Raw genomic sequence first — 25,495 nt, 5'->3', positions numbered from 1 at the left:
TTAAAAACTGATTGAGATCAAGCATCTTAAGCGATCCGCACCGGGGCTGGACAGTTGGTTAAATCCGGACTATAAGTAATATAGCACATAAGCATATTAGCACTTTCGCATATTCTTGACGGGCCGACTGGGGTTTCTCCCGCAGCGGTTCGAATTCTTAAAGACTCCAGCGAACGACGACAGAGGTCAGGCAGAGCGCGCCATGAACAACCAACAACAGCCCTTTTCGGATGCCTCCAGCCATGGGAGCCTCCCGTCCTCCCCGCCACCTGCGCTGCCGCCTGCACTCGAAGACCATCTGGAACTCCATGGCCTGAGTCGCCGCCGCTTTTTGCAGTTTGCCACCAGCATCACCGCCGCCATGGGGCTGCCGGCAACCATGACCGGCCAGGTGCTGGCGGCGGTGGAACAACAGGCTGCCAGCCCGGCGCGTCCGCCGGTGATCTGGCTGCATTTTCAGGAATGCACCGGCTGCACGGAGTCCCTGCTGCGCGCTACCCACCCAACGCTCGAGGGGCTGATTCTTGATCTGATCTCGCTGGATTATTCCGAGACGCTGCTCGCCGCCGCTGGCCATCAGGCCGAGCAGGCACTGCATGACTCGCTTGAGAAGAACAAGGGCAACTTCATTCTGGTGGTCGAGGGCTCGGTCCCCACGGCGGACAATGGCAACTTCTGCAAGGTAGCCGGCAAGACACCCCAGCAGATGCTGCATGAAATCGCACCCCACGCGGCTGCGGCCATCGCCATTGGCTCCTGCGCCTCCTGGGGCGGCGTGCAGAGCGCAGCGCCCAATCCAACCGGGGCTGTCGGTATTCAAGAAGCACTGGATCTGTATGGCATCACCAAGGCCGACGGCACGCCGCTGCCGGTGATCAATCTGCCCGGCTGCCCGGCCTCGCCCTACAACATCCTCTCGACGGTTCTGTATTACCTGACGCTGCAACAGCTCCCCGAGCTGGACGCCAAGCACCGCCCAAAATTCGCCTACGGTCGCCTGATTCACGAGAACTGCGAGCGTCGCCCGCACTTCGACGCCGGGCACTTTGCCGAGGAATACGGCGACGAGGGCCACCGTCAGGGCTGGTGCCTATTCAAGCTCGGCTGCAAGGGTCCCGAGACCTATGCCAACTGCCCGGTGATCGAATTCGGCGATGTCGGCGGCAACACTTGGCCGGTCGGCATTGGCCATCCCTGTTTTGGCTGCTCGGAGCAAGGCGTTGGTTTCCACAAGCCGCAGCATGAGCAGGCAAAAAATGTCTCTGTTACCTCGCCGTCCATCTTCCCGGGAATCATCACCGAGCACCCCGGCGGCGTCACCCTGACCTCCGCTGCTGTGGCCGGTGCCATCGGCGGCGGCGCCCTAGTCTATGCCTTGGGCGCGAACAGCAAACTCAAAGCGCTTGAGGAGGCGGAAGCCCAGAGCGCATCCGACCCATCATCCGACGCATTATCCGAAGGCACCAAGGCCTAACACGGAGGAACACCCATGAACATTGATCGTCGTCAGTTTTTCAAAGTGATGGCCGCCGGTAGCGCGGTCGCCGTCGGTGCTTCACCGGTTCAGGCCCGCGAGTGCAAAACCTTACCACCGGATGCCATTGGCATTCTTTATGATGCCAACCTGTGCATCGGCTGCAAGGCGTGCGAGGTCGCGTGCAAAGACGCGAATGACATGCCCGTCAGCGGTCAGGGCGCCATCGATCAGGCCTATGGCGTCAATGGCGCCTGGGATGGCGATGACGACCTGAATGGTCGCACCATGAATAAGATCAAGGCCTATGTGGCCGAGGGCAGTCGCACCGATCTCGATGACCCTGATGCATGTTTTATCAAGCGCGCCTGCATGCACTGTATCGACCCGGACTGCATCTCTGCCTGCCCGGTCAGCGCCCTGACCAAAGACCCCTTCACCGGAATTGTGCAGTACAACGCGGATGCCTGCATCGGCTGCCGTTATTGTCAGCTCGCCTGCCCCTTTAACATCCCCAAGTTCCAGTACGACAAGACCTTCCCGCAGATTGTCAAATGCCAAATGTGCGCGCCGCGCATTGCCGATGGCGAGATTCCGGCCTGCTGCGATGTCTGCCCGACTGGGGCTAGCCTCTTTGGCCGGGTTGAGGATCTGCGCGCGGAAGGGCATCGGCGACTTGCCATGCAGCCTGGCGAGCGGGCGGAATTTCCGCTCAATCAACTCGGCGGCAAGACGCGCGAGACCGAGGCGGAAAAATACCTTCCGCACCTCTATGGCGAGACCGAATCCGGCGGCACCCAGTATCTGATGGTGGCCGGCGTACCGTTCGAGCAGCTTGGCATGCCGCCGGTGGGTGATGAGTCGCGTGCGCGTCTGTCCGAGACGCTGCAACATACGCTATACAAGGGCATGGTCGCCCCCGGCCTGCTGCTTGGTGGTCTGGTCTATGCGGCCTATCAGCACACCAAGGAAGATCGCGAAGATCATCCGGAGCATGATCCAGAGTCGGAAGACAAGTCGGTGTGCGGGCAACCGGAGCACCACGATGACTGAGGCCTTCCGCCCGGTCGGTGGCAAGGTGCTCACCCGGCACTTCAAGTTCATGGGAGTGCTGGTGCTGATCGCCGGCTATTTCCTCATCCGCCGCTTTGTCTTTGGCATTGGGGATGTCTCTAACCTGAGTGACGGCTTCCCCTGGGGCCTGTGGATCACCTATGACGTGGTCACGGGCACCGCCATCGCCTGCGGCGGTTATGCCATGGCGTTGCTGGTGTATGTCTTCAATCGCGGGCAATTCCACCCGATGATCCGCGCCGCGCTCCTGACCAGCGTCTTTGGCTACACCCTGGCCGGCGCATCCATCGTCGTCGATGTGGGCCGTTACTGGCAGCTATATAACGTCTTTCTGCCGCAGTACATCAATCTAAACTCCGTGATGCTAGAAGTCGCGCTCTGCGTGACTCTCTATACCTTGGTGCTCTGGATTGAGTTCTCCCCGGCGATACTGGAGGCGATGAAAGCCAACCGGCTGCTGCGCTTTATGCGCCATATCCTGTTCTTCTTTATCGGCGTGGGCATGCTGCTGCCGACCATGCATCAGTCCTCGCTTGGATCCCTGCTATTGATTGCTGGCTACAAGGTGCATGATCTGTGGCAAACGTCCATTATTCCGCTGCTGTTTTTGCTCACCGCCATCACCATGGGCTATGGCATCGTGGTGTTCGAGTCGCTCTATGCCTCGGTCAATCTCGGACGCAAACTCGAAACCCCGCTACTGAGCAAAGTCAGCGCCATTATTCCCTGGCTACTCATTGCCTATCTGGTGCTGCGCATCGGGGATCTGGTCTTAAGCGGCCACATCAGCGCCATCGCCGGCCCTGGTCCCGAGCCCTATCTGTTTCTCGCCGAGATAACCCTCTTTGTCTTTGCGATTGTCATTTTGATGGACAAACACCATCGCACCCGCCCGACAATTTTGTTCTGGAGTTCACTGGCCGTGGTATTAGGCGGCGCCCTGTATCGCTTCAATGCCTTTATGATCGCCTTCGACCCCGGTCCGGGCTGGCATTATTTTCCATCAGTTGGGGAGATGAGCATTGCCCTTGGCATTGTTGCCTTTGAGGTCATGGCTTATCTGTTCTTTGTGAAAAAGACGCCCATCATGGCAGTGGAGCATTGAGCGGCTTGATTAACATGCGGCGTTAGCGGCTTTTTTGCTCAAGACACCTTTTACTCAGCTTTATTGAGGGCGACTAAAGTCGTCCCTACAGGGAGACATCCGTGACCATTAACCGCATCACAGTAGACCCGGTAACGCGCATCGAGGGGCATCTGCGCGTCGATTGCGACGTCAAGGACGGAAAAGTCGTCAATGCCTGGTCGAGCGGCCAGATGTGGCGCGGCATCGAGACCATACTGACTGGCCGCGACCCGCGCGATGCCTGGCTCTATACCCAGCGCATCTGCGGCGTCTGCACCACGGTGCATGCCATTGTCTCAGTGCGTGCGGTCGAGAATGCACTGGACATGGAAATCCCGCTCAATGCCCAGCTTATTCGCAATATCATCATGGCCGCCCATGGCATCCATGACCATCTGGTGCATTTCTATCACCTCTCGGCACTCGACTGGGTGGATGTGGTCTCCGCCCTTTCGGCTGATCCAAAAAAGACCGAGCAACTGGCCCAAAGCCTGTCAAACTGGCCAAACAATAGTGCTGCCCAATTCGCCCAAGTACAGGCGAAGGTGAAAAAGTTCGTCGAAAACGGCCAACTCGGCATCTTTGCGCATGGCTACTGGGGCCATCCGGCCATGATTCTACCGCCTGAGGCCAACTTAATGGCGGTGGCCCATTATCTGGAAGCACTCGAATACCAGCGCAAGGCCAATCAGATCACCGCCATTCTGGGCGCCAAAACCCCGCATATTCAGAACTTAGCAGTTGGTGGCGTAGCCAATCCCATTAACCCCAATGAGCAGTCCGCGCTCAACATGGAGCGCCTGGCCTATGTCAAGACCCTGATGGATGAGATTCAAGGCTTTATCCGCGAGGTCTATCTGCCTGATGTCACCGCCATTGCGGCGCTGTATGCCGACTGGCTACCCTATGGTCAGGGGGTGACCAATTACCTGTCTGCACCCGACTTCCCCAAGGATGGCAAGGGAACGGAGTTTGCCATGCCCGGCGGTTACATTCCCAATGGGGACATGTCCCAATTCCGCCCCATCACCCATTTTGGTGATCCCTTCTTTGAGCAAAACGTCAAGGAAAGTATCAAGCACGCCTGGTACGACGGCGACTGGACGCGCACGCCTTATCAGGAAGACACCATTCCGAAATACACTGACTTCGACGAAAACGGTGCCTACTCTTGGGTGAAAGCGCCAACCTTTGCCGATAAGCCGGCGCAAGTCGGGCCGCTGGCCAATGTGCTGGCCATGGTTGCCGCCGGCGATGAGCGCACCCGAGGCTATCTCAAGGTGGCAATGGACCGCATTGGTGCCATCACTCGCTCGCAGGTGCCGCTGACCGTCTTGCATTCAACCCTCGGCCGCCATGCCGCCCGCTGCGTGCGCACCCAAGTGCTCTATGACATGCTCGAGGACAACTACAACGCGCTCATCAGTAATATCGCCAGTGGCGACATGACCACCTTCAACCCGCCGACATTCCCCAAGGGTGAACAGATGGGATTTGGTTTCCACGAGGCACCACGCGGCCTTCTGTCGCACTGGATTGTGATTGAAAACGGCAAAATCAAAAACTACCAGGCAGTGGTACCCTCCACCTGGAACGCCGGTCCGCGCAACCAAAACGACGAGAAAGGCCCTTATGAGGCCTCGCTGATGAACAACCCCATTCTCGACGAACAACGCCCGCTGGAGGTGCTGCGCACCGTGCATTCCTTCGACCCTTGCCTGGCCTGCGCCATCCACCTGCACGACAACCAGGGCCGCGACATCGTCCGTGTCAACACTAATCTCTGATTCTGCGCCTAATTCGGTCCCAACCGCAGATATCGCCGCCGAGTCCGATGCGCTCATCATCGGACTCGGCAATCTGTTGCTGAGCGACGAGGGCGTTGGCATTCACGTCCTGCGCCGGCTTGAGCAGCAGTATGGCTTCGCCCCCAGCAGTGTCGAGCTCGTCGACGGCGGCACCACCGGACTCGACCTGCTCGCGCTCTTTCAGGAACATAACCTCATCCTGCTGATCGACGCCCTCTTCGCGCCGGATTCAGCGCCCGGCGATATTCAAATTCTTCGCAATGACGCCATCCTGGCCGCACTCTCCAAAAAACTCTCCATGCATCACCTGGGCATCAGCGACGTGCTGGCTCTCGCCCAACTGCTCGACTACCGCCCGCGCGAGATCGTACTCCTTGGCGTGGTTCCAGAGAATTTGGAACTCGGCACCGAACTGTCCACGCCCGTGGAGCAGCGCCTGCCCGACATTCTCACAAGCGTTCAGACCATCCTGAGCGATTGGCATATCGCCATGAAGCCACACAAGCCGGGAATCCATGCACCCTCCCCCACCGGCGCCGCGCTCTTCCTCGCAGACCCGGTTAGCTCAACTTAGCTGCGACACCAGAAATTGCCGGTGGCATCGGCCAAACGGAGCCCAAAGAACTGTGCTCATCGCATGCTCCCGAGACCGAAAGACTGAGCCTAATTCGGTTCAAGCCCCGCGCCGGCATGGGCCTGTTCGCTGCCAGCGCGGACTGAGGTGATCGCCACGCACGTTTCATCCTGAATGGCGGCAATCATGGTGCTGATCTCACTGGTGGCGGAAGCCGTGCGCTCCGCAAGTTTTTTGACCTCGTCGGCGACCACCGCGAAACCTCGGCCCTGCTCGCCAGCGCGGGCTGCCTCAATGGCGGCATTGAGCGCGAGCAGGTTGGTCTGCTCAGCAATCTCGCGGATCACCTAGACTGGCGAGTCCGCGATTGTTCAGGCTTTGTGTCCGCAGCGGTCATCGGCGCTTTGGCATTAGCACTGGGCAGGAGAGGAGAAAAAAGCGACAGGCGTCCTTAGGTTTCCCGCAACTGCGCCAGCGTGTCGCTGGCTGCGGCAAACCGATAGCCGGTGATTTGGCGCTCCAGGCGTCGATATTGATCCGGGTCGAGGCCGGCATGCAGCAGGATATTTTCCTCAAGCAAGAGATCCTCCGCGCGCGGATCGTGCGCCTGGGTCAATTCGTACAGTCGCGCCAGCAGCTCTTCCAGGCGTTCACGGCTGACCGCAGTGGGCGGCTCGGCCGGTGCCTGAGTGGCGCCCAGATCCATGGCGGTCTGGTCAGTCGCGACCTGGTCGCGCCAGGCGGCGATGGCAGCCAGTGCCGGCTCCAGCTGATCGGCGAGCTGCACGCGTGCCTCGGCCAGCGCGACATCCGCCGGCGGCTGGTCTCTTAGCACATCTTCCAGCGCCCGAGCGGCGGCGCCAATCTCCACCAGCCCCAGATTGCCGGCAGCACCGGCTAAACTGTGTGCATGGCTCTCGGCCAGCGCGATGTCGCCGGCAGCCAGTGCCGCATCGATGCGCGCCAGACTCCCGATATGGGTGTACTCAAAGAGCCTGAGCAGCTTCGGCCACATGTCAAAATTCGGACCCAGCGCGACGCTCAGAGCGGCAGGATCCAGCCCAGAGATGGCGGGCAACTCAAGCGCATCGGTCGGTCGCTCGCCGCCATCTCCAACGCAGCTGTCCACATTCAAGCCGAGCTGTTCGGCCAGCAGGCCGTAAAGGCGTGCGACATCAAGCGGCTTGCCCAGATGGGCGTTCATGCCGGCTTCTCGGGCGCGGGTCACATCCTCATCGCGGACATGCGCACTGAGGCCAATAATCGGCAGCCGGGTGCCATCGGGTCGCGCGCGGATGCGCCGGGTCGCTTCCAACCCGCCCATCTCCGGCATCTGAATGTCCATGAGCACCAGATCGAAGGCCTCGCAGCCCTGTTCACTCAACTGCGCAAGCGCCGCAACACCCTGCTCGGCCTCGCTGACGATGATCCCGGCGCGCTCCAGCATGGCGCGCGCCACCTCGCGATTGACCGGGTTGTCCTCAACCAACAGCATCCGCCGACCGGCCAGGCCGCGCGGCGCCTGGGTCAACCGCTGGGGTTGCTGGCTAACGGGTTGTTCGTCTGCGCGCAGGCATTGGCTCCAGATGGTAAACCAGAAGGTGCTACCCTCCCCCGGTTTGCTGTCAACGCCAATGGCGCCCCCCATCAGGGTGACCAGGCGCTTGCAGATCGACAACCCCAGCCCGGTGCCGCCATAGCGGCGAGTGATGGAGCCGTCTGCTTGCTGAAAGGGCTGAAACACGGTGGCGATCTGTTCCTCGCTCAAGCCGATGCCGGTATCCCGGACGCGAAACTCCAGATGCACCCGCTCGCGGCTCTGTCCGGCCGCCGCCGGCAAGCGTTCGAGTTGGCGCGCATCAATGCGAATGTCGCCCTGTTCGGTAAACTTCAGCGCGTTGTTCGCCAGGTTAAGCAGGATTTGGTTCAGCCGCAGCGCATCGCCGTAGAGCGCCTCGGGCACCTCGGGCGCGCAATCAATCAGAAAGCCCAAACCCTGATCCTCGGCCTGGCGACCGACGATGTCGAGCAACTGATCTAAGACCTGGGACAGCGCGAAGGGCTGTGCGTCCAGGCGCAAATGCCCGGCCTCGATCTTGGAGACATCAAGGATGTCGTTCAGCAATCCGAGCAGCGCATTGGTCGCGCTCTGGGCCTTGGTTAGATACTCGCGCTGGCGTTGATCCAGTTCGGTCTCCAGACACAGATACTGCATGCCGAGAATGGCATTCATCGGCGTACGGATTTCGTGGCTCACATTGGCGAGAAACTCATTCTTGGCGCGATTGGCCGCCTCGGCTTTCTCTTGGGCTGCGCGCAGCCGCGCCTCGGTCGCGCGCTGTTCGGTGACATCGACAAACATCACCAACTGTCGCTGGCGCAGACTGGTGGCGTGAAAAATAAAGATTCGGGTTTGTCCATCGCCGCAGCGCACCTGCGCTTCCATGGGCTCCAGGGGGCTTTGCGTCGTCATGGCGCGCGCCAATTTTTGCTGCCACTCCGCCTCAATCTGCTGGCGATACTGAGGGTCTGGATAGGCCTTGGGCCACCAGCGTGCGACATCCGGTATCTCGTCGATTTCGTAACCCACAAGATCGCGAAAGCGTTGATTGACCATCAGCACGCGTTCCTCGTCACCGCTTGAAATCACGATCGGTAACGGGGACAGCTCAAAGAGGGTGCGAAAATCGGTTTCCAGCTCGCGTACTTCTTCCTCAAGGCGCAGACGTTCGGTCAGGTTGACATTCAGCCCCTCAATGCGCACCACGCGGTTGTTGTCATCCTTGACCGGGTGCGGGAAGCTGATCAAATGGCGGCGCTCACCATCCAGTTCGTAGGTGAGGGTCACGGGCGCCGGCGCCTGGCCAAGCCAGCAGGTCGCCAGCGCCCGCTGGCCCAGCACCAGGCTGTCGCCACTCCAAGCGGCAATATCGCGCCAGTTCCGACCGAGCATTTCATGTTCTTGCATGCCAAACAGCTCAAGCGTGCCAGCCCCCGCATCCAGCACGACGCCATGCTTGTCCAGGCAATAAAACACAAGCACTGAACTGGCCGACTCGACCATGCCGCGATAGCGCTGCTCGCTGGCGCCCAGGCGCTCTTCGGCACGCCGGCGGCGCTGGATTTGGCGCGCCAGACTCAGGTTCCAGGCCAGAATAACGGCCACCACCAGGGCAACCGCCAGCGTTACCTGCCAGACCAAGCGGGTGTCGATGCGCGGCACTGGCTGCGCGCTCAACCAGCGGCTCTTGATCGCATCCTGTTCGCTGACGGGAATCGCCGCAATCGCACGCTCAAGCAGCCCGTTCAGAATGTCCCAATCTGGACGGGTCGCCATGGCCAGTTCGTAGGTGTAGTCCGTATGGCCAGCGACGCGGACCTGAAATAACTCTTCCAGCGTGATCGCCTGACTCACCGCGAACAGATTGCCGACGAGAGCATCGGCCCGCCCCTCGGCCAGCCAGCGCACGGCTGTGCGCACATCGGGCGCCAGCACCAGGTCGATCTCGGGATGCTCGGCGCGCAGCCATTCCTCGGTGGCATAGCCCTCACTCACCAGCACCCGCTTCCCGGCGAGGCGCCTCAGGCTGTCGATCAAAGGCGTTTCCACACGCGCGAAGATGGCGACGGGAAACCGCAGATAGGGCGCAGTGAAATGACAAGGCCCCTGGCGGTCTTGCCTGCGGGGCATGGCCGCTGGAAGCAAGTCAAGATTGCCGTCCGCGAGCGCATCCAGCGCCTCGGGCCAAAGCTCGATGGTCTGCGGCTCAAAGCGCACCCCAAGCAGGGCTTCGATCTGGCGCAGATAGTCCGGCGCGATGCCGGCCGGCTGGCCCTCGGTATCGATGTATTCAATCGGCGCCCAGGCGCTGATGCCATAGCGGATGACTGGATGCTCGTCCAGCCAGCGGCGCTCGTCTTCAGTCAATGTCAGGCGCCGGCTCAGGCGCGCGAACCGCAACCCACCGACCCAGTGACTGAGGATCGCGATCCATTCGTCGTTGCTGATGCTGGCCAGGCCCAGATTGAGGATATTGACCAGGGGTGCCCAGTCCTTGCGAATGGCCATGGCAATCTGGTACTCGCTGCCTTCGAGTACACCGGCGATGCCGAAGTCGCTCATGGTGTTTTGCCGTCGCCACCAGTCGAAGGTGCCAGGCGCCACCGCCACATCGATACGCCCGTCGATCAGCGCTGCGGCCAGGGCTTCATTGGAAGAAAACTCAATGTGCTCCATGTCCTCGGCAACCGGCGCGAGCAAGGCATTGATGCGTTTGTGATCCTGGAGCGTTCCGACGCGCTGTCCCGACAAGGCCGCGAGGTCGGTGCCCACGAGGGAGACGCCGTCACGCGCGTACAGATAAAGGTAGGTCTCGAAATAACTGTCGGTCAGCAGAAACTGATCATCCCAAACCGGCAATTGCGCTACCGCCAGTAAGCCGTCGAGCCGCCCGGCCCGGGCCTCCTCGATCAGCGTCGGCGAGGATGTATCCGCCTGCAAGCGAATCGAGCTACCGAGGCGTTGATTGAGCAGGTCCAGCACGTCTATCAGGATCCCGGACAGCTCACCATCGCCCGCGCGGATCAATTCTGGCGGGTATTGATCCGTCATTCCAAGGACGATATCCGGATGGGCATCAAGCCAGGCGCGTTGCTCGGCGGTGAGTGCAAAGGCGTCGCACGCGGCCTCGGTGTACCCAGCGCTCAGGAGGAAAAGCAGGCCAATCAAGCCAGAGATCATGCGCGCGAGCGAGGCCCACCACATCTCTGCAGTCATGTGTTACTCGTCCATTGTCGCCGCCGCCGTTGCCGCCGATGGCATACGTAAATGAATGCAGGTGCGATCATCCGCGTCGGACGTGCTCATGGTCAGTTCGAAGCCCATGGTGTCGGCCATGAGTTTGGCCGAATAGGTGCCCAGCCCAGTGCCGCCCGCCTTGCCGTGCGTGCGATATTTCTCGAAAAAATGCCCACGCATCGGCGGCGGAACGGCGCCCTGGTTGCAGATGTCGAGTAGAACCCATTCTTTGGTCTGGTTGTCCTGTTCATTGACCTGGATGTCCAGGCTAATGGTCTCACCGGGCGGTGACGCATCCACAGCATTGGTGAGCAGATTTCCCAGCATCGACACCAGCAGTCGCGCATCGGCGGCGATCATCTCGACGCAACGCCCGCCGGCATCGGGCTTCTCTGGTGACACCGGCTGGCCATTGCGGAGGATCGCGAGGCTCAGTTGCTTGCGGCTCAGCAGTTGCGCAATGGACGCGCAGACATCCAGCACGATTCTTACCAAATCGACTGGATTCGCCCTGTAGTCGAGTTGACCGGTTTCCATTTTGAACAAGTCAAGCGAAAGCTCGATCATCCCGAGCATGCGCTGGCCGGCTTCGCGGATGAGTCCGATCTCTTCCCGAAGATCTGCGCTCAAGTCGTCGTCCATCAGCAGCAGATCGGGCACATTGATCACGACATTGAGCGGCGTTTTCAGATCATGCCGCATGATGCGCTCGACATCCTCCTTGATGCGTTCGAGTTCCTTACGGTCTTTGATGTCCTGCTTGACCGCGACATAGCTCTGAAGCACGCCTTGCTCGTCGAATACCGGAGAAATGGCAGTTTCCACCCAATACAGGTCCCCCTGCTTGTTTTTGTTAATCAATTCGCCACGCCAGGTATCGCCGCGATGCAGGGTGGCCCACATCTCCTGATAGAAGGCGTCATCGTGTTCCCCAGACGAGAGCAAACGCGGATTCTTCCCCAGCACTTCCTCCTTGGTATAACCCGAGAGCCGGGTGAAATGGGGGTTGACATAGAGGATGTTGCCGTTTGGATCTGTCACTGTCACGGACACTGGCGCATGCTCCACGGCCTGCGCCAGAGTCCGAAGACGCCCATCCAACGCGCGCTGCTCGGTCACATCAAGCGCGATGCCCTCGATCAGTTCCTGTCCGCGCTCCTGATCCAAGACCCGGTAAGCATGGATCTCAAGCTGCCGCCAATCCGCCTGCGGATGGCGGATGCTCAACCCGAAGCGGGCTTTCTCGCCAAGGGTCAGCCAGCGCCGGCTTTCCTCGAGCACATTGACAAGCGACTCCGGCGACCAGTCGGCCAGGTTGCCCCAGGATTGACCAAGGGCGTCTTCCGGCGTGGCAACGCCCAGCAGCTGCTTGAAGCCCTCGCTGGTATATAAAAGCTCGCCACTAGGCGCGTTGGTGAAGAAAAACAGCCGGTCGGCCAGTTGGGAGGTCAAGCGCACGAAACGGGCCTGGCTTTCGCGCAAGGCCGCCTCGACCTGCTGGCGCTCAGCGATTTCGCGCGCCAGCAGGGCGTTTTGAGTTTCCTGATCATCGCGTTCGCGGGTCACGCGCGCGACCAGCCGGTTGCTCGCCTGCAAGGCCGTGCGCGCCTGGTTGAGCTGACGGGCCAAGGCGAGTTGGGCCTTGATCCGCGCCTGAACCAGGCGGGCGTTCACCGGCTTGGTGACATAATCCACCGCGCCAACATCGAATCCGCGCTCCTCATCCTCAGGTCGATCCCGCGCGGTCAGAAAAATCACCGGCGTCTCACTGGCGCCCGGAATCGTCTTAAGCCGCTGGCACAGGGTATAGCCGTCCATCTCCGGCATCATGATGTCGAGCAGAAAAAGATCCGGCGCCTCAAAACGGTGCACAATCTCCAGTGCCTCGGCGCCTGAGTTTGCTACGCGCACGCGATAATTTGGCTTGAGCGTGTTAAACAGCACCTTGAGATTATCGACTTGGTCATCGACAATCAGGATGGATGGCATATCAGGCATGGCTTAAATTCCGAACTGTCAGGATTCTTGGTTTCAAGGTAAAAACGGGGCGCAGCATCCGACTGACGGATCCGTTCAAGCGCTGCCCGCCAAATCCTCCGGCACCTCTTCGCGCACCAGTGCATACCCCGTGCCACGCACATTGTTCAGCAGCATGTCCACTTCCTGAGTCCCAAGACCCAGCGCACTCAGGGTCTCGGCCGCCAGTCGCAGGCTGGCCTCGACCGCTTCGGGAAATGCCTGGGTGGCGCCGGCGCGCAGGAGCGCATCGCAGGTGGTCAAATCTCGCGCACGCGCGACAATTTTCACATCTGGTGCATAAGCGCGAATCAGTTGGGTGGCATTGATGGCGGCGCGCTGGTCGTCGATGGTCAGGACGACCAGATCGGCCTGCTCGACTTCGGCCGCCTCCAGCAGATGGGGATCACCGATGTCGCCGTAGTACACCGGGCAGCCTTCACGGTGCCAGCTGGCGACCAGTTCAGGATTGGACTCGAAGGCCACGTAGGAAATCCCATGCCCGGTCAGAATGGCGCCGATCGTGTGGCCAACTCGCCCGAATCCGGCAATGATAACCCGCGCCGGCGCACTGCCCGCCTCTCGCTCCGGCAACCGCAGGGAGCCGTCGACACCATCCATGCCGCCAGGCGCGCGTCGCGCGAGCCATTCACCCAGCGCCACCAATAGCGGGGTGAGCAGCATGCTGACCGAAATGACCGCCACCAAGAGCACGAAGGTTCGATCATCAATCAGCCGAAGCAGCTTGGCGGCGCCAAAAAGCACAAAGCCAAATTCGCCCGCCTGTGACAGCAGAAAGGCAACGCGAAAAGCCGCCGCCCGGCCCACGCCAAACACCAGACACAGCAGGAAGAGCACCAGGATTTTAATCGCCAGAATGCTGGCCAGATGCTCACCGAACTGCAGTGGCTCATCGATCAAAATGCTCAGATCGACCGACATGCCAACGGCGACGAAAAACAGACTCATCAGCAGCCCCTTGTGGGGTTCCACCAACGCCTGAATCTGCAGGCTGAAGCGCGAACCAGAGAGCATCACGCCCATCAGGAACGCGCCCAGCGCCATGGACAGTCCGGCGTGTTCCATGGCGGCAGCAGCGAGAAAAACCGAGGCCAACACCACCAGAAAAAAGGCATCGCGATTGCCCTGACGCGACAGTCGCTCCAGCACCCAGGGCACCAGATAACGCCCGACCAGAATCACCGCGCTGACCAGAGCCACGACGGTTCCAACCTGCTGCCACAGGGGTATCTCCTCCGGTAGCGGCCCGACATCGGCCAGCACGGGCATTAACGCCAGCAACGGCACCACAGCCAGATCCTGCATCAGCAGCACGGCAAAGGCGGTCTGGCCATGGCAGCTCGCCATATCGCCGCGTTCCTGCAACATCTGCACGACCAGCGCGGTCGAGGAAAGGGCCAGGCTCATGCCAATCAGCAGGGCGGTGGACCAGTCGGGTTGAAACAGCCGGAAGTAGGCCGCCAGCGCCAGCCCGGTAAGCAACACTTGCAGCGAACCCAGGCCAAAGAGGGTGCGGCGCAGTTCCCACAGGCGCCCGGGATGCATCTCGATGCCGATGACAAAGAGCAGCAGCACCACGCCCAACTCGGCAAAATGGCGTAGATCTTCAACATTGTTGGTGACTGAGGGGCCTGGCGTGTGCGGCCCCAGCAGCACACCGGCGACCAGCAGACCAAGAATCGAACCCAGTCCGAAATGGCGAAAGATAGCCACCGCCAAAGCCGCGACCACCAGCAGCAGCACCGCCGAGGAGACGAAGGATTCTGCTTCCATGGGATCAGTCGTGCTCGGGCTGACGCTCGCGCCGACGCGTGTCGCGCCGCTGGCGCAACTGGAACAGCGTCATCAGGGGGCCGGAGATGGCATAACCGACGAAGAGCACAAAAAGCACAATGGGTGGGTCGAGCACCACCAGCGAGAAGCCCAGCACCACCGCCACCATAACCACAAAGGGCACCCGACCATGGACATCCAGCTCTTTGAAGCTGTGATAACGGAAGTTGCTCACCATCAGCAACCCGGCAGCAGCCGTGAGCAGCGCGGCCAACCAGGCGAGGTAGTCGCCGCTGAGGGCGTTATCCGTGACGATCCAGACCGCGCCCGCCAGAATAGCCGCAGCAGCAGGACTTGGCAGCCCCTGAAAGTAGCGCCTGTCGGCCATGCCGATCTGGGTATTGAAGCGCGCCAGGCGCAGCGCAGCGCCAGCGGTATACACAAAGGCCGCCAGCCAGCCAAGCTTACCCAGCCCGGACAGCGCCCAGTTGTAAACCACCAAGGCCGGTGCCACACCGAAGGCGACCATATCGGAGAGGCTGTCGTACTCGGCGCCAAAGTCGCTCTGGGTGTTGGTCAGCCTGGCGATGCGCCCGTCGAAGCCATCGAACACCATGGCCGCGAAAATGCCGAGCGCGGCAGCCTCAAAACGTCCATGTTCGGCGGCCAGGATGGCGTAGAACCCGGAAAAAAGCGCCGCAGTGGTGAAAAGATTGGGCAGCAGGTAGATGCCGCTGCGTCGCCGTGGTTTGGTATTTTCTGGATGCATAGCCGCCCAAAAGTGGGTTGGTTTGAGTGATGAGTTGCAAGAGAGCGGGCCGCCATCATGAACACGTGGCCCTGTCGCAGTGGCAAGAGTTCTGGAGCCGCTATTTCTTGAAAGTATGCCGCATTATGAAGGTACTGACATCCGTGTGACATAGGCGCGTAGTGGATGCCAGATAGCGCGCACCAAGCTGTCACATCAAATCTTTACTTGGCGCACCCTGCCCGCTCGCGTTTTAATGGTGGCTCTGTCAGGGTCGTGCCCGACGCTATTCAGCGCGACCTTACTCAAAGACCCAAGGCCTAAAGACTGCGGCCAGCCAACGGATTTTGCATTCGCCATGACCATGCAACGCGCCCGCCCGAGCCTGCCCAGCGATGACAAACGCTGGAAAATCGTCAATGCCACCATGCGCCGCACAGGCTATGCCGAGCATGCGCTGATTGAGGCCCTGCACAGCGTACAGGATGCCTTCGGCTTTCTTGATGAAGATGCGATGATCTTCGTCGCCGATTCCCTCGACCTGCCGCTCAGCAAGGTATTCGGGGTCGCAACCTTCTATCACCTGTTCATGCTCAAGCCCCAAGGCCGGCATAGCTGCGTGGTCTGCACCGGCACCGCCTGTTACATCCAGGGGGCCGGTGCGCTGATCGAGGGGCTGGAGCAGCGCTTTGGCGTCAATCCCGGCGAGACGACAGAAGACGGCGCCCTGTCGGTAATGACCGCGCGCTGCGTTGGTGCCTGCGGGCTGGCCCCGGCGGTGGTGATCGACAGGCAGGTGTCGGGCAAACTCGACAGCAACGCGCTTAATGCCAAGCTTGAACAGGAGATCGCACAGTGAATGTTGATGATCTCGAAGAACTCGCCGACAAGCATCGCGAGGAATATGCTGCGGTCAAGACGGAAATTCGCGTCTGCACCGCCGCGAGTTGCCAGTCCTCCGGCGCCCTGCCGGTGCTCGAGGCTCTGACCACCGGCTGCGACGCCAGCGATCATGCCGGCTGTTGCGTCAAGCAGGTCGGCTGCATGGGGCTATGCTCGGCCGGGCCGCTGGTGGCCATCGCCGCCAAAGACGCCCCGCTCGACCAAGCGCAGATTTATCGCGATGTGGCCGCCACCGATGCGCCGGAGATACTCACCAGCGCCAAAACCGGCACTCCCATGGAGCGCCTGCACTGCCCGACCGAGATGCCCTTCTTTGCCCGCCAGCAGCGCATTGTGCTGGAGAACTCTGGCATTGTTGACCCCAACAGCTTCAAAGGCTATGTGGCCCTCGGTGGCTACCACGCCATGGTCCATGCGCTGACTGAAATGACCCCGGCGGAAGTGATCGCCGAGGTCACCACCAGCGGCCTGCGCGGACGCGGCGGCGGCGGCTATCCCACCGGGCTTAAGTGGTCGACTGTGGCCAAAATGCCCGCAACACAGAAATACGTCATCTGCAATGCCGATGAGGGCGACCCGGGTGCCTTCATGGATCGCGCCATTCTCGAATCCGACCCCCATCGGGTGCTGGAAGGCATGGCGATGGCCGCCTATGCGATTGGCGCCAACAAGGGCTTTGTCTACATCCGCGCTGAGTATCCGCTGGCGGTTGAGCGGCTCAAAACCGCCATTCGCAAAGCGAAACGCGCCGGCTTCATTGGCCACCATATTTGCGAGACTGAGTTTAACTTCGACATCGAAATCCGTTTGGGCGCCGGGGCCTTCGTCTGCGGTGAGGAGACCGCGCTGATGGCCTCGATTGAGGGCGGTCGCGGCCAACCCAGACCCCGCCCGCCCTACCCGGCTGAGTCCGGGCTCTGGGGCCATCCGACGCTGATCAACAATGTCGAGACCTACGCCAACATCGCCCCGATTGTGCGCGAGGGCGGCGATTGGTTTGCCGGCATTGGCACCGAGCGCTCCAAAGGCACCAAGGTGTTCGCGCTGGCGGGGGCCATCTGTAACACCGGCCTGATTGAAGTGCCCATGGGCACCCCGCTGCGCGATATCATTGAGGCCATCGGCGGCGGCATTCCGGGCGGTAAAGCCTTCAAGGCGGTGCAAACTGGCGGCCCCTCCGGCGGCTGCATCCCCGAGGCGCATCTGGACATTCCAGTCGACTACGACAGCCTCAAGACGCTCGGCACCATCATGGGCTCAGGCGGTATGATCGTCATGGACGAAACCTCGAGCATGGTCGAGGTGGCACGTTTTTTCATGGAGTTCTGCATGTCGGAGTCCTGCGGCAAGTGCATCCCCTGCCGCGCCGGCACCGCGCAGATGCACGGACTGCTGGATCGCATCGTCAAGGGCGAGGCAGGCAGGCAGGATCTTGCCCTGCTGGAGGAACTCTGCGAGGTGGTTCAGGCCACCAGCCTATGCGGACTTGGGCAAACGGCGCCCAATCCGGTACTGAGCACCCTGCGCTACTTCCGCGCAGAATACGAACAGCGGCTGCTCGAACAAGCCGCCTAAGTGTCTAATTCAAGACAAATCAAACAAGATAACAACACGAAACGGTGAGCGACCAATGGCACTGATTCAATGCCCTGAATGCGAAGGCAAGGTTTCCGACCAGGCTCAGGTCTGCCCCCACGGCGGCTTTCCGCTTGCTGGCCCGGCGGCCCGAGCCTGAGCGTCCGCCACCGCGCCCTAACCCGTCCATCCGCCCGGAGTCCCTTGCATGCCATTGCCGACACCCCAGAGTTCGGTCCGCGTCGTCACCATGAAGGTCGACGGGCTGGACCTATCCGCCCGCGAGGACGAGACCATCATCGAGGTGTGCCGGGAAAACCAGATTCCCATTCCCAGCCTGTGCTATCTCGACGGCCTGTCCATTCTTGGCGGCTGCCGCCTGTGTTTAGTCGAACTCGAAGGCCAGAGCCGCCTGTTCGCCGCCTGCTCGACCCGCGTCGCCGAGGGCATGCGGGTGGTGACCAACAGCGAGCGACTGCAACACTATCGGCGCACCATCGTCGAGTTGCTCTTTGCCGAGCGCAATCATGTCTGCTCGGTATGCGTCTCCAACGGTCATTGCGAGCTGCAAAATCTCGCTCAAGGGTGTGGCGTGAATCATGTGCGCATGCCCTATCGTTACCCGCATTATGAGGTCGACAGCTCGCATGAGATGTTCCGCGTCGACCACACCCGCTGCGTTCTTTGCAGCAGATGCGTGCGGGTGTGCGATGAGATCGAAGGCGCTCATACCTGGGACATCATGGGCCGCGGCAGCGACTGTCAGGTGATCACCGACTTGGCGCGCCCTTGGGGGGACAGCAGCACCTGCACCAGTTGTGGCAAGTGCGTGCAGGTCTGCCCCACAGGCGCGCTGGTCAAGCAAGGCACATCGGCCGGGGAAATGGTTAAAGACCAAAGCTTCCTGCCCATTCTCGCCCGTCGGAGACACCAGCGATGAGCACAGCAGATTCCAGAATTACGGTCGCCACCGCCTGGCTCGACGGCTGTTCGGGCTGTCACATGTCTTTTCTTGATATGGACGAGCGCCTGGTCGAGTTGGCCCGCCAGATCAACATCGTCTACAGCCCGCTGGTTGACACCAAAGAGCTGCCGGCGAGCGTTGATCTCGGCATCCTGGAAGGCTCGGTCAGCAATGATCATGACGTCACCACCGCCAAAGCTTTTCGCAAGCACTGCAAGCAGCTGATCAGCCTTGGCGACTGCGCGGTCAACGGCAATGTCCCGGCCATGCGCAATGCCTTCAAGCTTGATGCCGTAATTGAGCGCGCCTACCGCGAGAATGTGGATGTGAATCCGCAGATTCCGGTCGATGGCGTGCCACGACTGCGCCAGGTGGTGCTGCCCCTGCATGGAGTGGTGGAGGTCGATCTTTACGTTCCCGGTTGCCCACCGCCGGCGGATGCCATCTACTATGTGCTGAGTGAACTCATCGCCGGGCGCACCCCAGAACCCAATCAGCTCACCCGTTTCGGCGCCTAAGACCCGCACTGAATGGCAACAATCCGAATCCAGGCCATCGAGCCGCAAGCACCCGTTTCCATCACTGGCGACATCGATCACAGGAACCGCCGACCATGAGCCGCACCATTACCATCGAGCCGGTCACCCGCATCGAAGGGCACGCGCGCATTTCGCTGCAACTCGCCGACACCGGCGAGGTGGAAGACGCCCGCTTTCATCTGACCCAGTTCCGCGGCTTCGAGAAATTCTGCGAAGGCCGTCCCTACCGGGAAATGCCCGCGCTCACCGCACGCACCTGCGGCATCTGTCCAGTCAGTCACCTGCTGGCGTCGAACAAAGCCTGCGACGATCTGCTCGCGGTCACCATTCCACCGACTGCCGAGAAATTGCGCCAGGTGATGAACCTGGCCCAGCTAGTTCAATCGCATGCGCTGTCGTTCTTTCATCTGTCCTCACCCGACCTGCTGCTTGGCTGGGATGCCGATCCCCAAAGCCGCAATGTCTTTGGTGTCATGCAGCAGTACCCGGAACTGGCCAAAGATGGCATCCGCCTGCGCCAGATCGGCCAGACCATCATCGAGATTCTCGGCGGCAAGAAAATTCACCCCACCTGGGTGGTACCTGGCGGCGTCAGCGAAGCACTCTCGGAAGAGAAACACAAAGCCATCCAGGCGATGCTGCCCGAGGGGCTGGAAATTGCCAAGCGCACCTACGCCACCTTCAAGACCCTGCTGCCGAAGTTCAAGGACGAGGCCAGCCACTTCGGCAGCCTGCCAACCCTGTTCCTGAGCCTGGTCTCGGAGACGGGCCAGCTCGAGCACACCACCGGCCTGCTGCGGGTCAAAGACGCCCAAGGCCGCATCATCGAGGACAAAGTCCCGCCGCGCGACTACAAGCGCCTGATTGGCGAGGCGGTGGAGGACTTCTCCTACATGAAGTTCCCCTACTACAAGCCCATGGGCTACCCGCGCGGCATCTACCGCGTCGGCCCTCTGGCACGCCTGAACAACGCCGACTCCTGCGGCACCCCCTATGCCGATGTCGCCCTGGCCGAGTTCCACACCCTTCAGGAAGACTCAGGCCCCGTCGCTTCGAGCTTCCACTACCACTATGCGCGCCTCGTGGAAATTATCTACGCCATCGAGCGCATGCAGCGCATCCTGAAAGAGCCCGACATTCTCAACACCCGAGTGCGTGCCCACGCCCGTGGTAACCGCTTTGAGGGCATCGGCGTGTCCGAAGCCCCGCGCGGCACCCTGATGCATCATTACAAGATCGACGAAAACGGCCTGATCACCTGGGTCGATCTCATTATCGCCACCGGCCACAACAACCTGGCGATGAACCGCAGCATCAAGCAGGTTGCCGACGCCTATGTCGATGGCAATAAACTCAATGAAGGCATGCTCAACCGCGTCGAGGCGGTCATCCGCTGCTACGATCCCTGCCTGTCCTGCGCCTCCCACGCCTTCGGGCAAATGCCGCTGGTAATTGAACTCAAAGACGCCGCCGGACAGGTGATTGATCGCCTCAGTCGCGACTGAGTCCATAATCAGACAGAGCATCAAACAGGCCATCAAACCCGACGTGAGCGCAACCGCCCTAGTCATCGGCTACGGCAGCCCCATTCGCGGCGACGATGCTATCGGCCCGCTGGTGGCTGATCGCCTGCAACAACTCACCCTGCCTGACTGGGTACAGGTGGAAGCCCGCCACATCCTGACCGCCGAGTTGGCCGCCGACATGGCGCACATGTCCCAGGTGATATTTCTCGATGCGGCTGTCGATCTCCCGCCGGGCGAGCTGCGCTGCCAGCCCCTGCTCCCCGACGCCAGCGCCCTATCGACCATGGCGCATTTTCATGACCCGCGCGAGCTATTAGCCTGGTGTCAGGGACTCTATGGCCGCGTGCCAAAGGCATGGCTGATCACCGCTGGCGGTGCGGAGTTCGACTATGGGCATTTTCATCTAAGCGAAGCTGCCACCCATGCCGTGCCCTCGATGATTCAGACCGTCATGGACCTGCTTGGCTTGCGGCACACTAAGGGTCCCGTCGGCAACCATACGCCACTTGGCCAATAAGCCTCTGTCAGCCTCCCTCATGGGGCGCCTCGGCGCCACCGCAGCCAGAAACATCTGCCAGCGCCACCCAAACTCCAATCGCGCCAAATTGGTGCCGGGCACCAGCGGCGAGAAATCCTCGCCACAAAGCAATCAAGCTTTGGTACAATAAAGCGCTCTTTCGGAGAGATGGCCGAGTGGCTGAAGGCGCTCCCCTGCTAAGGGAGTATGGGTTAATAGCCCATCGAGGGTTCGAATCCCTCTCTCTCCGCCACTCAATGAAAAAAGCCCGCTAGAACATGCTTCTAGCGGGCTTTTTTTTTGGACTGGGCACTTATCCGGACAGCGTTTTACAACTTAGGCACACTTCTCCGATGAAACGCAGCCGCTGCTCGTAGAACTTGCCCATCTCGCCATCAAGGCGGCTAATCGCCGGTGTCGCACAGATCCCCCGTTTTATGGCGGTCTCTGCCCGATCCCAGTCAAAACTGGCCGCGCAGATAGTCGGGCCTCCCGATCAGATCAATTAGGGATAGCATCTATACGGCTTAAATTGGCGGAGAGAGAGGGATTCGAACCCTCGATGGGGATTAACCCATACACACTTTCCAGGCGTGCTCCTTAAGCCACTCGGACACCTCTCCGGGAGGGTGGTTGAGCCTGGTCCGAGGTGGGACGCTAGTGCGCAAGACCATGCTCAAGGTCGCGTAGGATACGGGATGTCAGCCGATCTCGCAATCGAACCTTGAGATTATGGCTCGCGGAAGACGATGACGGGTGCTGCGCAGCTTGCTTGCATTCGACACTTGCCTTTTGGCCAACAGAGCCAAAATCTTGTTTTCGCGTCGCTGAAGCATGGCGGAAGCGGCTGATGACAGCGAAAATGGAGGTAGGCATGCATGGTAACAAGCCGTTCGCGGCAGCAAGCGAGGAAAACAAGGCGCCGATTCTGGCGATACTCGAGAGACATTTCGCCGTTGCGAGCCGAGTGCTCGAGATCGGCGGTGGAACTGGCCAGCACGCGGTCTTTTTTGCGGCACAGCTGCCCCATCTGCACTGGCAATGTTCTGATCGCGCGGAGAATCTCGCTGGCATACGACAATGGATCGCGGAGGCCGCGCTACCCAACCTGCCGCCACCACTGCAACTCAATGTCACCCGCGACCAGGACTGGCCGACCGGCCCGTTCGATGCCGTTTTTAGCGCCAATACGGCGCACATCATGTCGCTGCCAGAGGTGGAAGCCATGTTTCTTGGCATCGGCCGTATGCTGCAATCCAATGGCTGTTTCGCGCTCTACGGGCCTTTCAGCCGCGATGGACGCCATAACAGTCCGAGCAATGCGATGTTTGATCAGCACCTGCGCGCGCGTGACCCGGCCAGCGGCGTGCGCGACATTCGCGATCTTGTCGGCATCGCGGCGGCAGCCGGTCTGGAGCTTGAGGAGGACTGTACCATGCCGGTTAACAACCGCATCCTAATTTGGCGCCGGTGCGGGGACAAGCGCGCATGACAACGAAAGCCCTGTCACGGCGCGACCGGGCGAGCTTGCCGACTAATTGTCGACGGTCGACGCCGCAGCATGCGCCGCGCGCAGGCTCTGTTCCACTTGTTCTTCACTCACCGGCAGCGACAAAGCCGCGAACACGGGAAAACGCTGGCGAAGTTGTTCGAGCTTAAGCTGGTGCTCCGGCTGGTAAAAACAGATCACCTTGACATGCGGATGACGCTGAAGGCGCGCCATGAGCGTCTCAAGATTGCTCGTCCGATCCCGAAAATCGGATTGAAAATTGTATTCCGCAACAACCACGTCCGGTACCTGACGCTTTAGCGCCGCTTGCGCCTTGCGTTGGGAGTTCAGTATCTCGACATCGAAGCCCAGGCGCTGATAGAGCGCAGTGAGATTCGGGTAGCCGCCTAACTCGATGATAGCAAGCAGACGCGGGCGCTGGCCGGATGCCCCCATCATGCGAAAACCACCCAGGTGGTGGCGATGTATTTCACCCCAGCCTGGAGTGTGACGGCGCGGTGCTCGTGAGTCCAGAAGGGAGGGAAGATGACCAACTTGCCCTGCTCCGGGCGCACGCTGATATCTTGATATAGAAACTGGGTCGCTCCGCCAGGACCGGGCACGTCGTTTAGGTACCAGAGCGCCACAAGCTGACGCTGGCTGAATTCATGACTGCCACCGTCGATGTGCCAGTGATAAAACTCGCCGGGCTGGTAGCGCTGGATCTGGTAGCCCATGTCCTTGAACGGGCCTTTGAAATAGGGAAAGGTCTCGCGAAACTCACGCAGCGCGGCGGCCAAGGAGCGGAAGAAGATCCCGTCGGCGTCCTTCCAATCGTCTTTGTTGCTGACCACCAGATCCATGGTCTGTTTGATCCCAGGGTCGCGCTCTTGAATCTGCCCAATCCGCCCCTCGAACTGCTGCGACGGATTGGCCTCAAAGCGCGCGATCATCTCTTCGCAAAAAGCCGGTGGCAGCGCCTGCCGGCGCTCGAAGATGAAACTGCCCGGTTTGATCTCGCGGATAGTCGGCAGAGCTGGCAGACCAAGTTCGGCCGTCAGCGCATTCAGTGTCGGATGCTGGTCCATCTGGCTCCTGCTGGCTGTTGATGGCGGCGAAGAAGCTCAAGGCGCCCGCTCACCAGACGCCTGCTTAACTCACCTTCATCCTGCGGTAACATCCCCGCAGATGAAGCTGCTGTTTCCTGGGAAGCTTAAAGTCTAATCCCTTGCCCAGCGCTTGTCCCGCGCCCTGACAGCCAAATATAGGGACAGAAGCGAATAATCCCGATCCCGCGCCTGCCGCGGCGATCCCTGCACAAACGGAGACTGGGGTGGCATTACGCATTAAGAGTCACTGGTGGAATGATGAGAACGACCGCTCCCTGGCTGAGATCGGCTCGGCACTCGCCTTCATCGCCTGGCGCATCGCGGTCGATAAGGCGATTAACCTGCACTGCGAGCGCTTTGTCTACAGCAACGACGCACAACGTCTGCAAGTCATTCAGGAATACCTGGTGTTCCTGATCCAGATCGCCGACCGGCTGTCGTTCGGGCGCTTCGGTGACGAGGACCGCCGCGCATTGGTCACCAGTTTTGCCAAGAAGTGCATCGAGCACTTGCAAGACAATAGCACCGACTTACTCGGCCCCGGGGACTATGGCCAAGTCTTTGTCGAGCGGCTGAATACCCGCTCGGGCGAATATGCCGATTTCGAACTCAGCCCCGAGGGGCCCAGCTATGCATTCCTGCGCCACCTTGGCTTTGAGATCCAGAGCCTGATGGGTCAACACGAGGAAAACCGCTGGGTAATCGATCAGGTCATGGACAAGGACGGCTGGGACGCCTACAAACGCTTTGCCAAGGCCTTTGGCGACCTGTTCGAATGAGTCACTCACAACCTCTGCCGTTCATTCCCGCACGCCCTGACCACTAAGCTGAGGTCCGACCAGTTCCCGGTGGTGCGACACGACCAGCCAGCCTTAGTCGGTGCTTTCGATCACTTTCCGCAGCTCAGCCTCCTCGTCCTTATTCAGCGAGGTCCGCAGCACCTTGCCTTTGCCGTGGAACGCCTGCAATCCATCTAGCACCTTGTCCGTGGTGGCCTTGCGCACCAGCACGAAAATGGCAGCACAACCGGGCTGGAAATGGGCAGCCAGATCCTTCATGAAGTTATCATCCACGCCAATGTCGGACATTTTTCCGGACAGCGCACCCGCACCTGCCCCCACGGCTGCGCCGAGCAGCGGATTCAAAAACAGCATTCCGATCAGCATACCCCAGAAGCCGCCGCCAACAGCCCCCATACCAGTCAGGCTAACGGCCTGATGCAATTTCACCTTGCCATGGTCGTCCTTTGTGACCACCACCACATCTTCCATTTCGATCAGGTATTCCTTCTGCATTTTTGCCAGTGCCGCGCGCATTTCAAATGCCAGAGCCGGTTCAGGGAAAGAGATCACGATGAGATCGCTCATTTAAAATTCCTCATTGATTAATGTTGATCAAACGGTTGCTCTAAACAAAAAAAACCCCAGAAAGATTGCTCTTCCTGGGGTTTTTACATAAAGC

At 60.4% G+C, this 25,495-nt stretch carries 20 protein-coding genes, 2 tRNA genes, 1 rRNA gene and 1 pseudogene (1 of these 24 running past the window's edge); 14 read left to right on the top strand and 10 right to left on the bottom strand.

Annotated elements, in window-relative coordinates; genetic code table 11:
* Positions 1-202: 202 nt before the first annotated feature.
* The 5 genes from Thiofri_RS07030 (at position 203) to Thiofri_RS07010 (ending at position 6,056) form a co-directional block, all read left to right on the top strand.
* Positions 203-1,474 carry a hydrogenase small subunit gene (locus tag Thiofri_RS07030; RefSeq protein ID WP_009150986.1) on the top strand — a complete coding sequence of 424 codons (1,272 nt, stop codon included), beginning with the start codon at positions 203-205 and terminating at the stop codon, positions 1,472-1,474.
* Positions 1,475-1,489: 15 nt separating this feature from the next.
* Positions 1,490-2,527 carry a hydrogenase 2 operon protein HybA gene (gene hybA, locus Thiofri_RS07025; protein ID WP_009150985.1) on the top strand — a complete coding sequence of 346 codons (1,038 nt, stop codon included), beginning with the start codon at positions 1,490-1,492 and terminating at the stop codon, positions 2,525-2,527.
* Positions 2,520-3,653, top strand: coding sequence for a Ni/Fe-hydrogenase cytochrome b subunit (gene hybB, locus Thiofri_RS07020; protein WP_009150984.1), 1,134 nt, complete (start codon positions 2,520-2,522; stop codon positions 3,651-3,653). Before hybA ends, hybB begins: the two co-directional genes overlap by 8 nt.
* Positions 3,654-3,754: 101 nt before the next feature.
* Positions 3,755-5,461, top strand: coding sequence for a nickel-dependent hydrogenase large subunit (locus Thiofri_RS07015; protein ID WP_009150983.1), 1,707 nt, complete (start codon positions 3,755-3,757; stop codon positions 5,459-5,461).
* Positions 5,442-6,056 (top strand): HyaD/HybD family hydrogenase maturation endopeptidase, encoded by a 615-nt coding sequence (locus Thiofri_RS07010; RefSeq protein ID WP_009150982.1) that lies wholly within the window; start codon positions 5,442-5,444, stop codon positions 6,054-6,056. The genes Thiofri_RS07015 and Thiofri_RS07010 overlap by 20 nt, the downstream gene beginning before the upstream one ends.
* 113 nt (positions 6,057-6,169) lie before the next feature.
* On the opposite strand, the pseudogene Thiofri_RS07005 reads toward Thiofri_RS07010, so the two are convergent.
* The 5 genes and pseudogenes from Thiofri_RS07005 to pssA form a co-directional block, all read right to left on the bottom strand.
* Positions 6,170-6,403 (bottom strand): annotated as a pseudogene (locus Thiofri_RS07005) (methyl-accepting chemotaxis protein); the annotation flags it as partial.
* 104 nt (positions 6,404-6,507) lie between these two features.
* Positions 6,508-10,833, bottom strand: a complete 4,326-nt coding sequence (locus tag Thiofri_RS07000; protein WP_009150981.1) for a transporter substrate-binding domain-containing protein — start codon at positions 10,831-10,833, stop codon at positions 6,508-6,510.
* 3 nt (positions 10,834-10,836) lie between these two features.
* Complete coding sequence (locus Thiofri_RS06995; RefSeq protein ID WP_009150980.1) at positions 10,837-12,852, bottom strand: PAS domain S-box protein; 2,016 nt, start codon at positions 12,850-12,852, stop codon at positions 10,837-10,839.
* A 75-nt stretch (positions 12,853-12,927) separates the two neighbouring features.
* Positions 12,928-14,664 (bottom strand): cation:proton antiporter domain-containing protein, encoded by a 1,737-nt coding sequence (locus Thiofri_RS06990; protein ID WP_009150979.1) that lies wholly within the window; start codon positions 14,662-14,664, stop codon positions 12,928-12,930.
* Positions 14,665-14,668: 4 nt separating this feature from the next.
* A complete protein-coding gene (gene pssA, locus Thiofri_RS06985) occupies positions 14,669-15,433 on the bottom strand; it encodes a CDP-diacylglycerol--serine O-phosphatidyltransferase (RefSeq protein ID WP_009150978.1) in 765 nt (254 codons plus the stop codon).
* A gap of 337 nt (positions 15,434-15,770) precedes the next feature.
* Between pssA and hoxE the strand changes: the two genes are divergently transcribed.
* The 7 genes from hoxE (at position 15,771) to Thiofri_RS06950 (ending at position 21,689) form a co-directional block, all read left to right on the top strand.
* Positions 15,771-16,271, top strand: a complete 501-nt coding sequence (gene hoxE / locus Thiofri_RS06980) for a bidirectional hydrogenase complex protein HoxE (protein WP_143742025.1) — start codon at positions 15,771-15,773, stop codon at positions 16,269-16,271.
* Positions 16,268-17,890, top strand: a complete 1,623-nt coding sequence (gene nuoF / locus Thiofri_RS06975) for an NADH-quinone oxidoreductase subunit NuoF (protein WP_009150976.1) — start codon at positions 16,268-16,270, stop codon at positions 17,888-17,890. Before hoxE ends, nuoF begins: the two co-directional genes overlap by 4 nt.
* Positions 17,891-18,098: 208 nt before the next feature.
* Complete coding sequence (gene hoxU / locus Thiofri_RS06970) at positions 18,099-18,830, top strand: bidirectional hydrogenase complex protein HoxU (protein WP_009150975.1); 732 nt, start codon at positions 18,099-18,101, stop codon at positions 18,828-18,830.
* Positions 18,827-19,372, top strand: coding sequence for an NADH-quinone oxidoreductase subunit B family protein (locus tag Thiofri_RS06965; protein WP_009150974.1), 546 nt, complete (start codon positions 18,827-18,829; stop codon positions 19,370-19,372). Before hoxU ends, Thiofri_RS06965 begins: the two co-directional genes overlap by 4 nt.
* Positions 19,373-19,467: 95 nt before the next feature.
* Positions 19,468-20,898: a Ni/Fe hydrogenase subunit alpha gene (locus Thiofri_RS06960; protein WP_009150973.1), complete on the top strand. Its 1,431-nt coding sequence runs from the start codon at positions 19,468-19,470 to the stop codon at positions 20,896-20,898.
* Between the two features lie 43 nt (positions 20,899-20,941).
* Entirely contained in the window at positions 20,942-21,436 is a 495-nt protein-coding gene (locus tag Thiofri_RS06955) for a hydrogenase maturation protease (protein WP_143742024.1), read from the top strand.
* 162 nt (positions 21,437-21,598) lie between these two features.
* Positions 21,599-21,689, top strand: a tRNA-Ser gene (locus tag Thiofri_RS06950).
* 280 nt (positions 21,690-21,969) lie between these two features.
* Here the strand turns inward: Thiofri_RS06950 and Thiofri_RS06945 are convergent.
* A tRNA-Ser gene (locus Thiofri_RS06945) sits at positions 21,970-22,059 on the bottom strand.
* Between the two features lie 251 nt (positions 22,060-22,310).
* Between Thiofri_RS06945 and Thiofri_RS06940 the strand changes: the two genes are divergently transcribed.
* Positions 22,311-22,928 carry a DUF938 domain-containing protein gene (locus Thiofri_RS06940; RefSeq protein ID WP_009150971.1) on the top strand — a complete coding sequence of 206 codons (618 nt, stop codon included), beginning with the start codon at positions 22,311-22,313 and terminating at the stop codon, positions 22,926-22,928.
* A gap of 42 nt (positions 22,929-22,970) precedes the next feature.
* Here the strand turns inward: Thiofri_RS06940 and Thiofri_RS06935 are convergent, their stop codons facing one another.
* Both Thiofri_RS06935 and Thiofri_RS06930 read right to left on the bottom strand, forming a co-directional pair.
* Complete coding sequence (locus tag Thiofri_RS06935) at positions 22,971-23,384, bottom strand: hypothetical protein (RefSeq protein WP_009150970.1); 414 nt, start codon at positions 23,382-23,384, stop codon at positions 22,971-22,973.
* On the bottom strand, positions 23,381-24,013 hold the full coding sequence (locus Thiofri_RS06930; protein ID WP_009150969.1) for a 2OG-Fe(II) oxygenase family protein: 633 nt from the start codon (positions 24,011-24,013) through the stop codon (positions 23,381-23,383). The genes Thiofri_RS06935 and Thiofri_RS06930 overlap by 4 nt, the downstream gene beginning before the upstream one ends.
* A gap of 245 nt (positions 24,014-24,258) precedes the next feature.
* Between Thiofri_RS06930 and Thiofri_RS06925 the strand changes: the two genes are divergently transcribed.
* Positions 24,259-24,813, top strand: a complete 555-nt coding sequence (locus Thiofri_RS06925; protein ID WP_009150968.1) for a hypothetical protein — start codon at positions 24,259-24,261, stop codon at positions 24,811-24,813.
* A 93-nt stretch (positions 24,814-24,906) separates the two neighbouring features.
* On the opposite strand, the gene Thiofri_RS06920 is transcribed toward Thiofri_RS06925, so the two are convergent.
* Both Thiofri_RS06920 and rrf read right to left on the bottom strand, forming a co-directional pair.
* Entirely contained in the window at positions 24,907-25,401 is a 495-nt protein-coding gene (locus Thiofri_RS06920; protein WP_009150967.1) for a DUF1269 domain-containing protein, read from the bottom strand.
* Positions 25,402-25,494: 93 nt separating this feature from the next.
* Position 25,495 (bottom strand): 5S ribosomal RNA (gene rrf, locus Thiofri_RS06915); it runs 115 nt beyond the window's last position.

Origin of the sequence: Thiorhodovibrio frisius (assembly GCF_033954835.1) — a bacterium.
Taxonomy (GTDB): Bacteria; Pseudomonadota; Gammaproteobacteria; order Chromatiales; family Chromatiaceae; genus Thiorhodovibrio; species Thiorhodovibrio frisius.
This window is presented reverse-complemented; position numbering and strand designations above follow the sequence as displayed.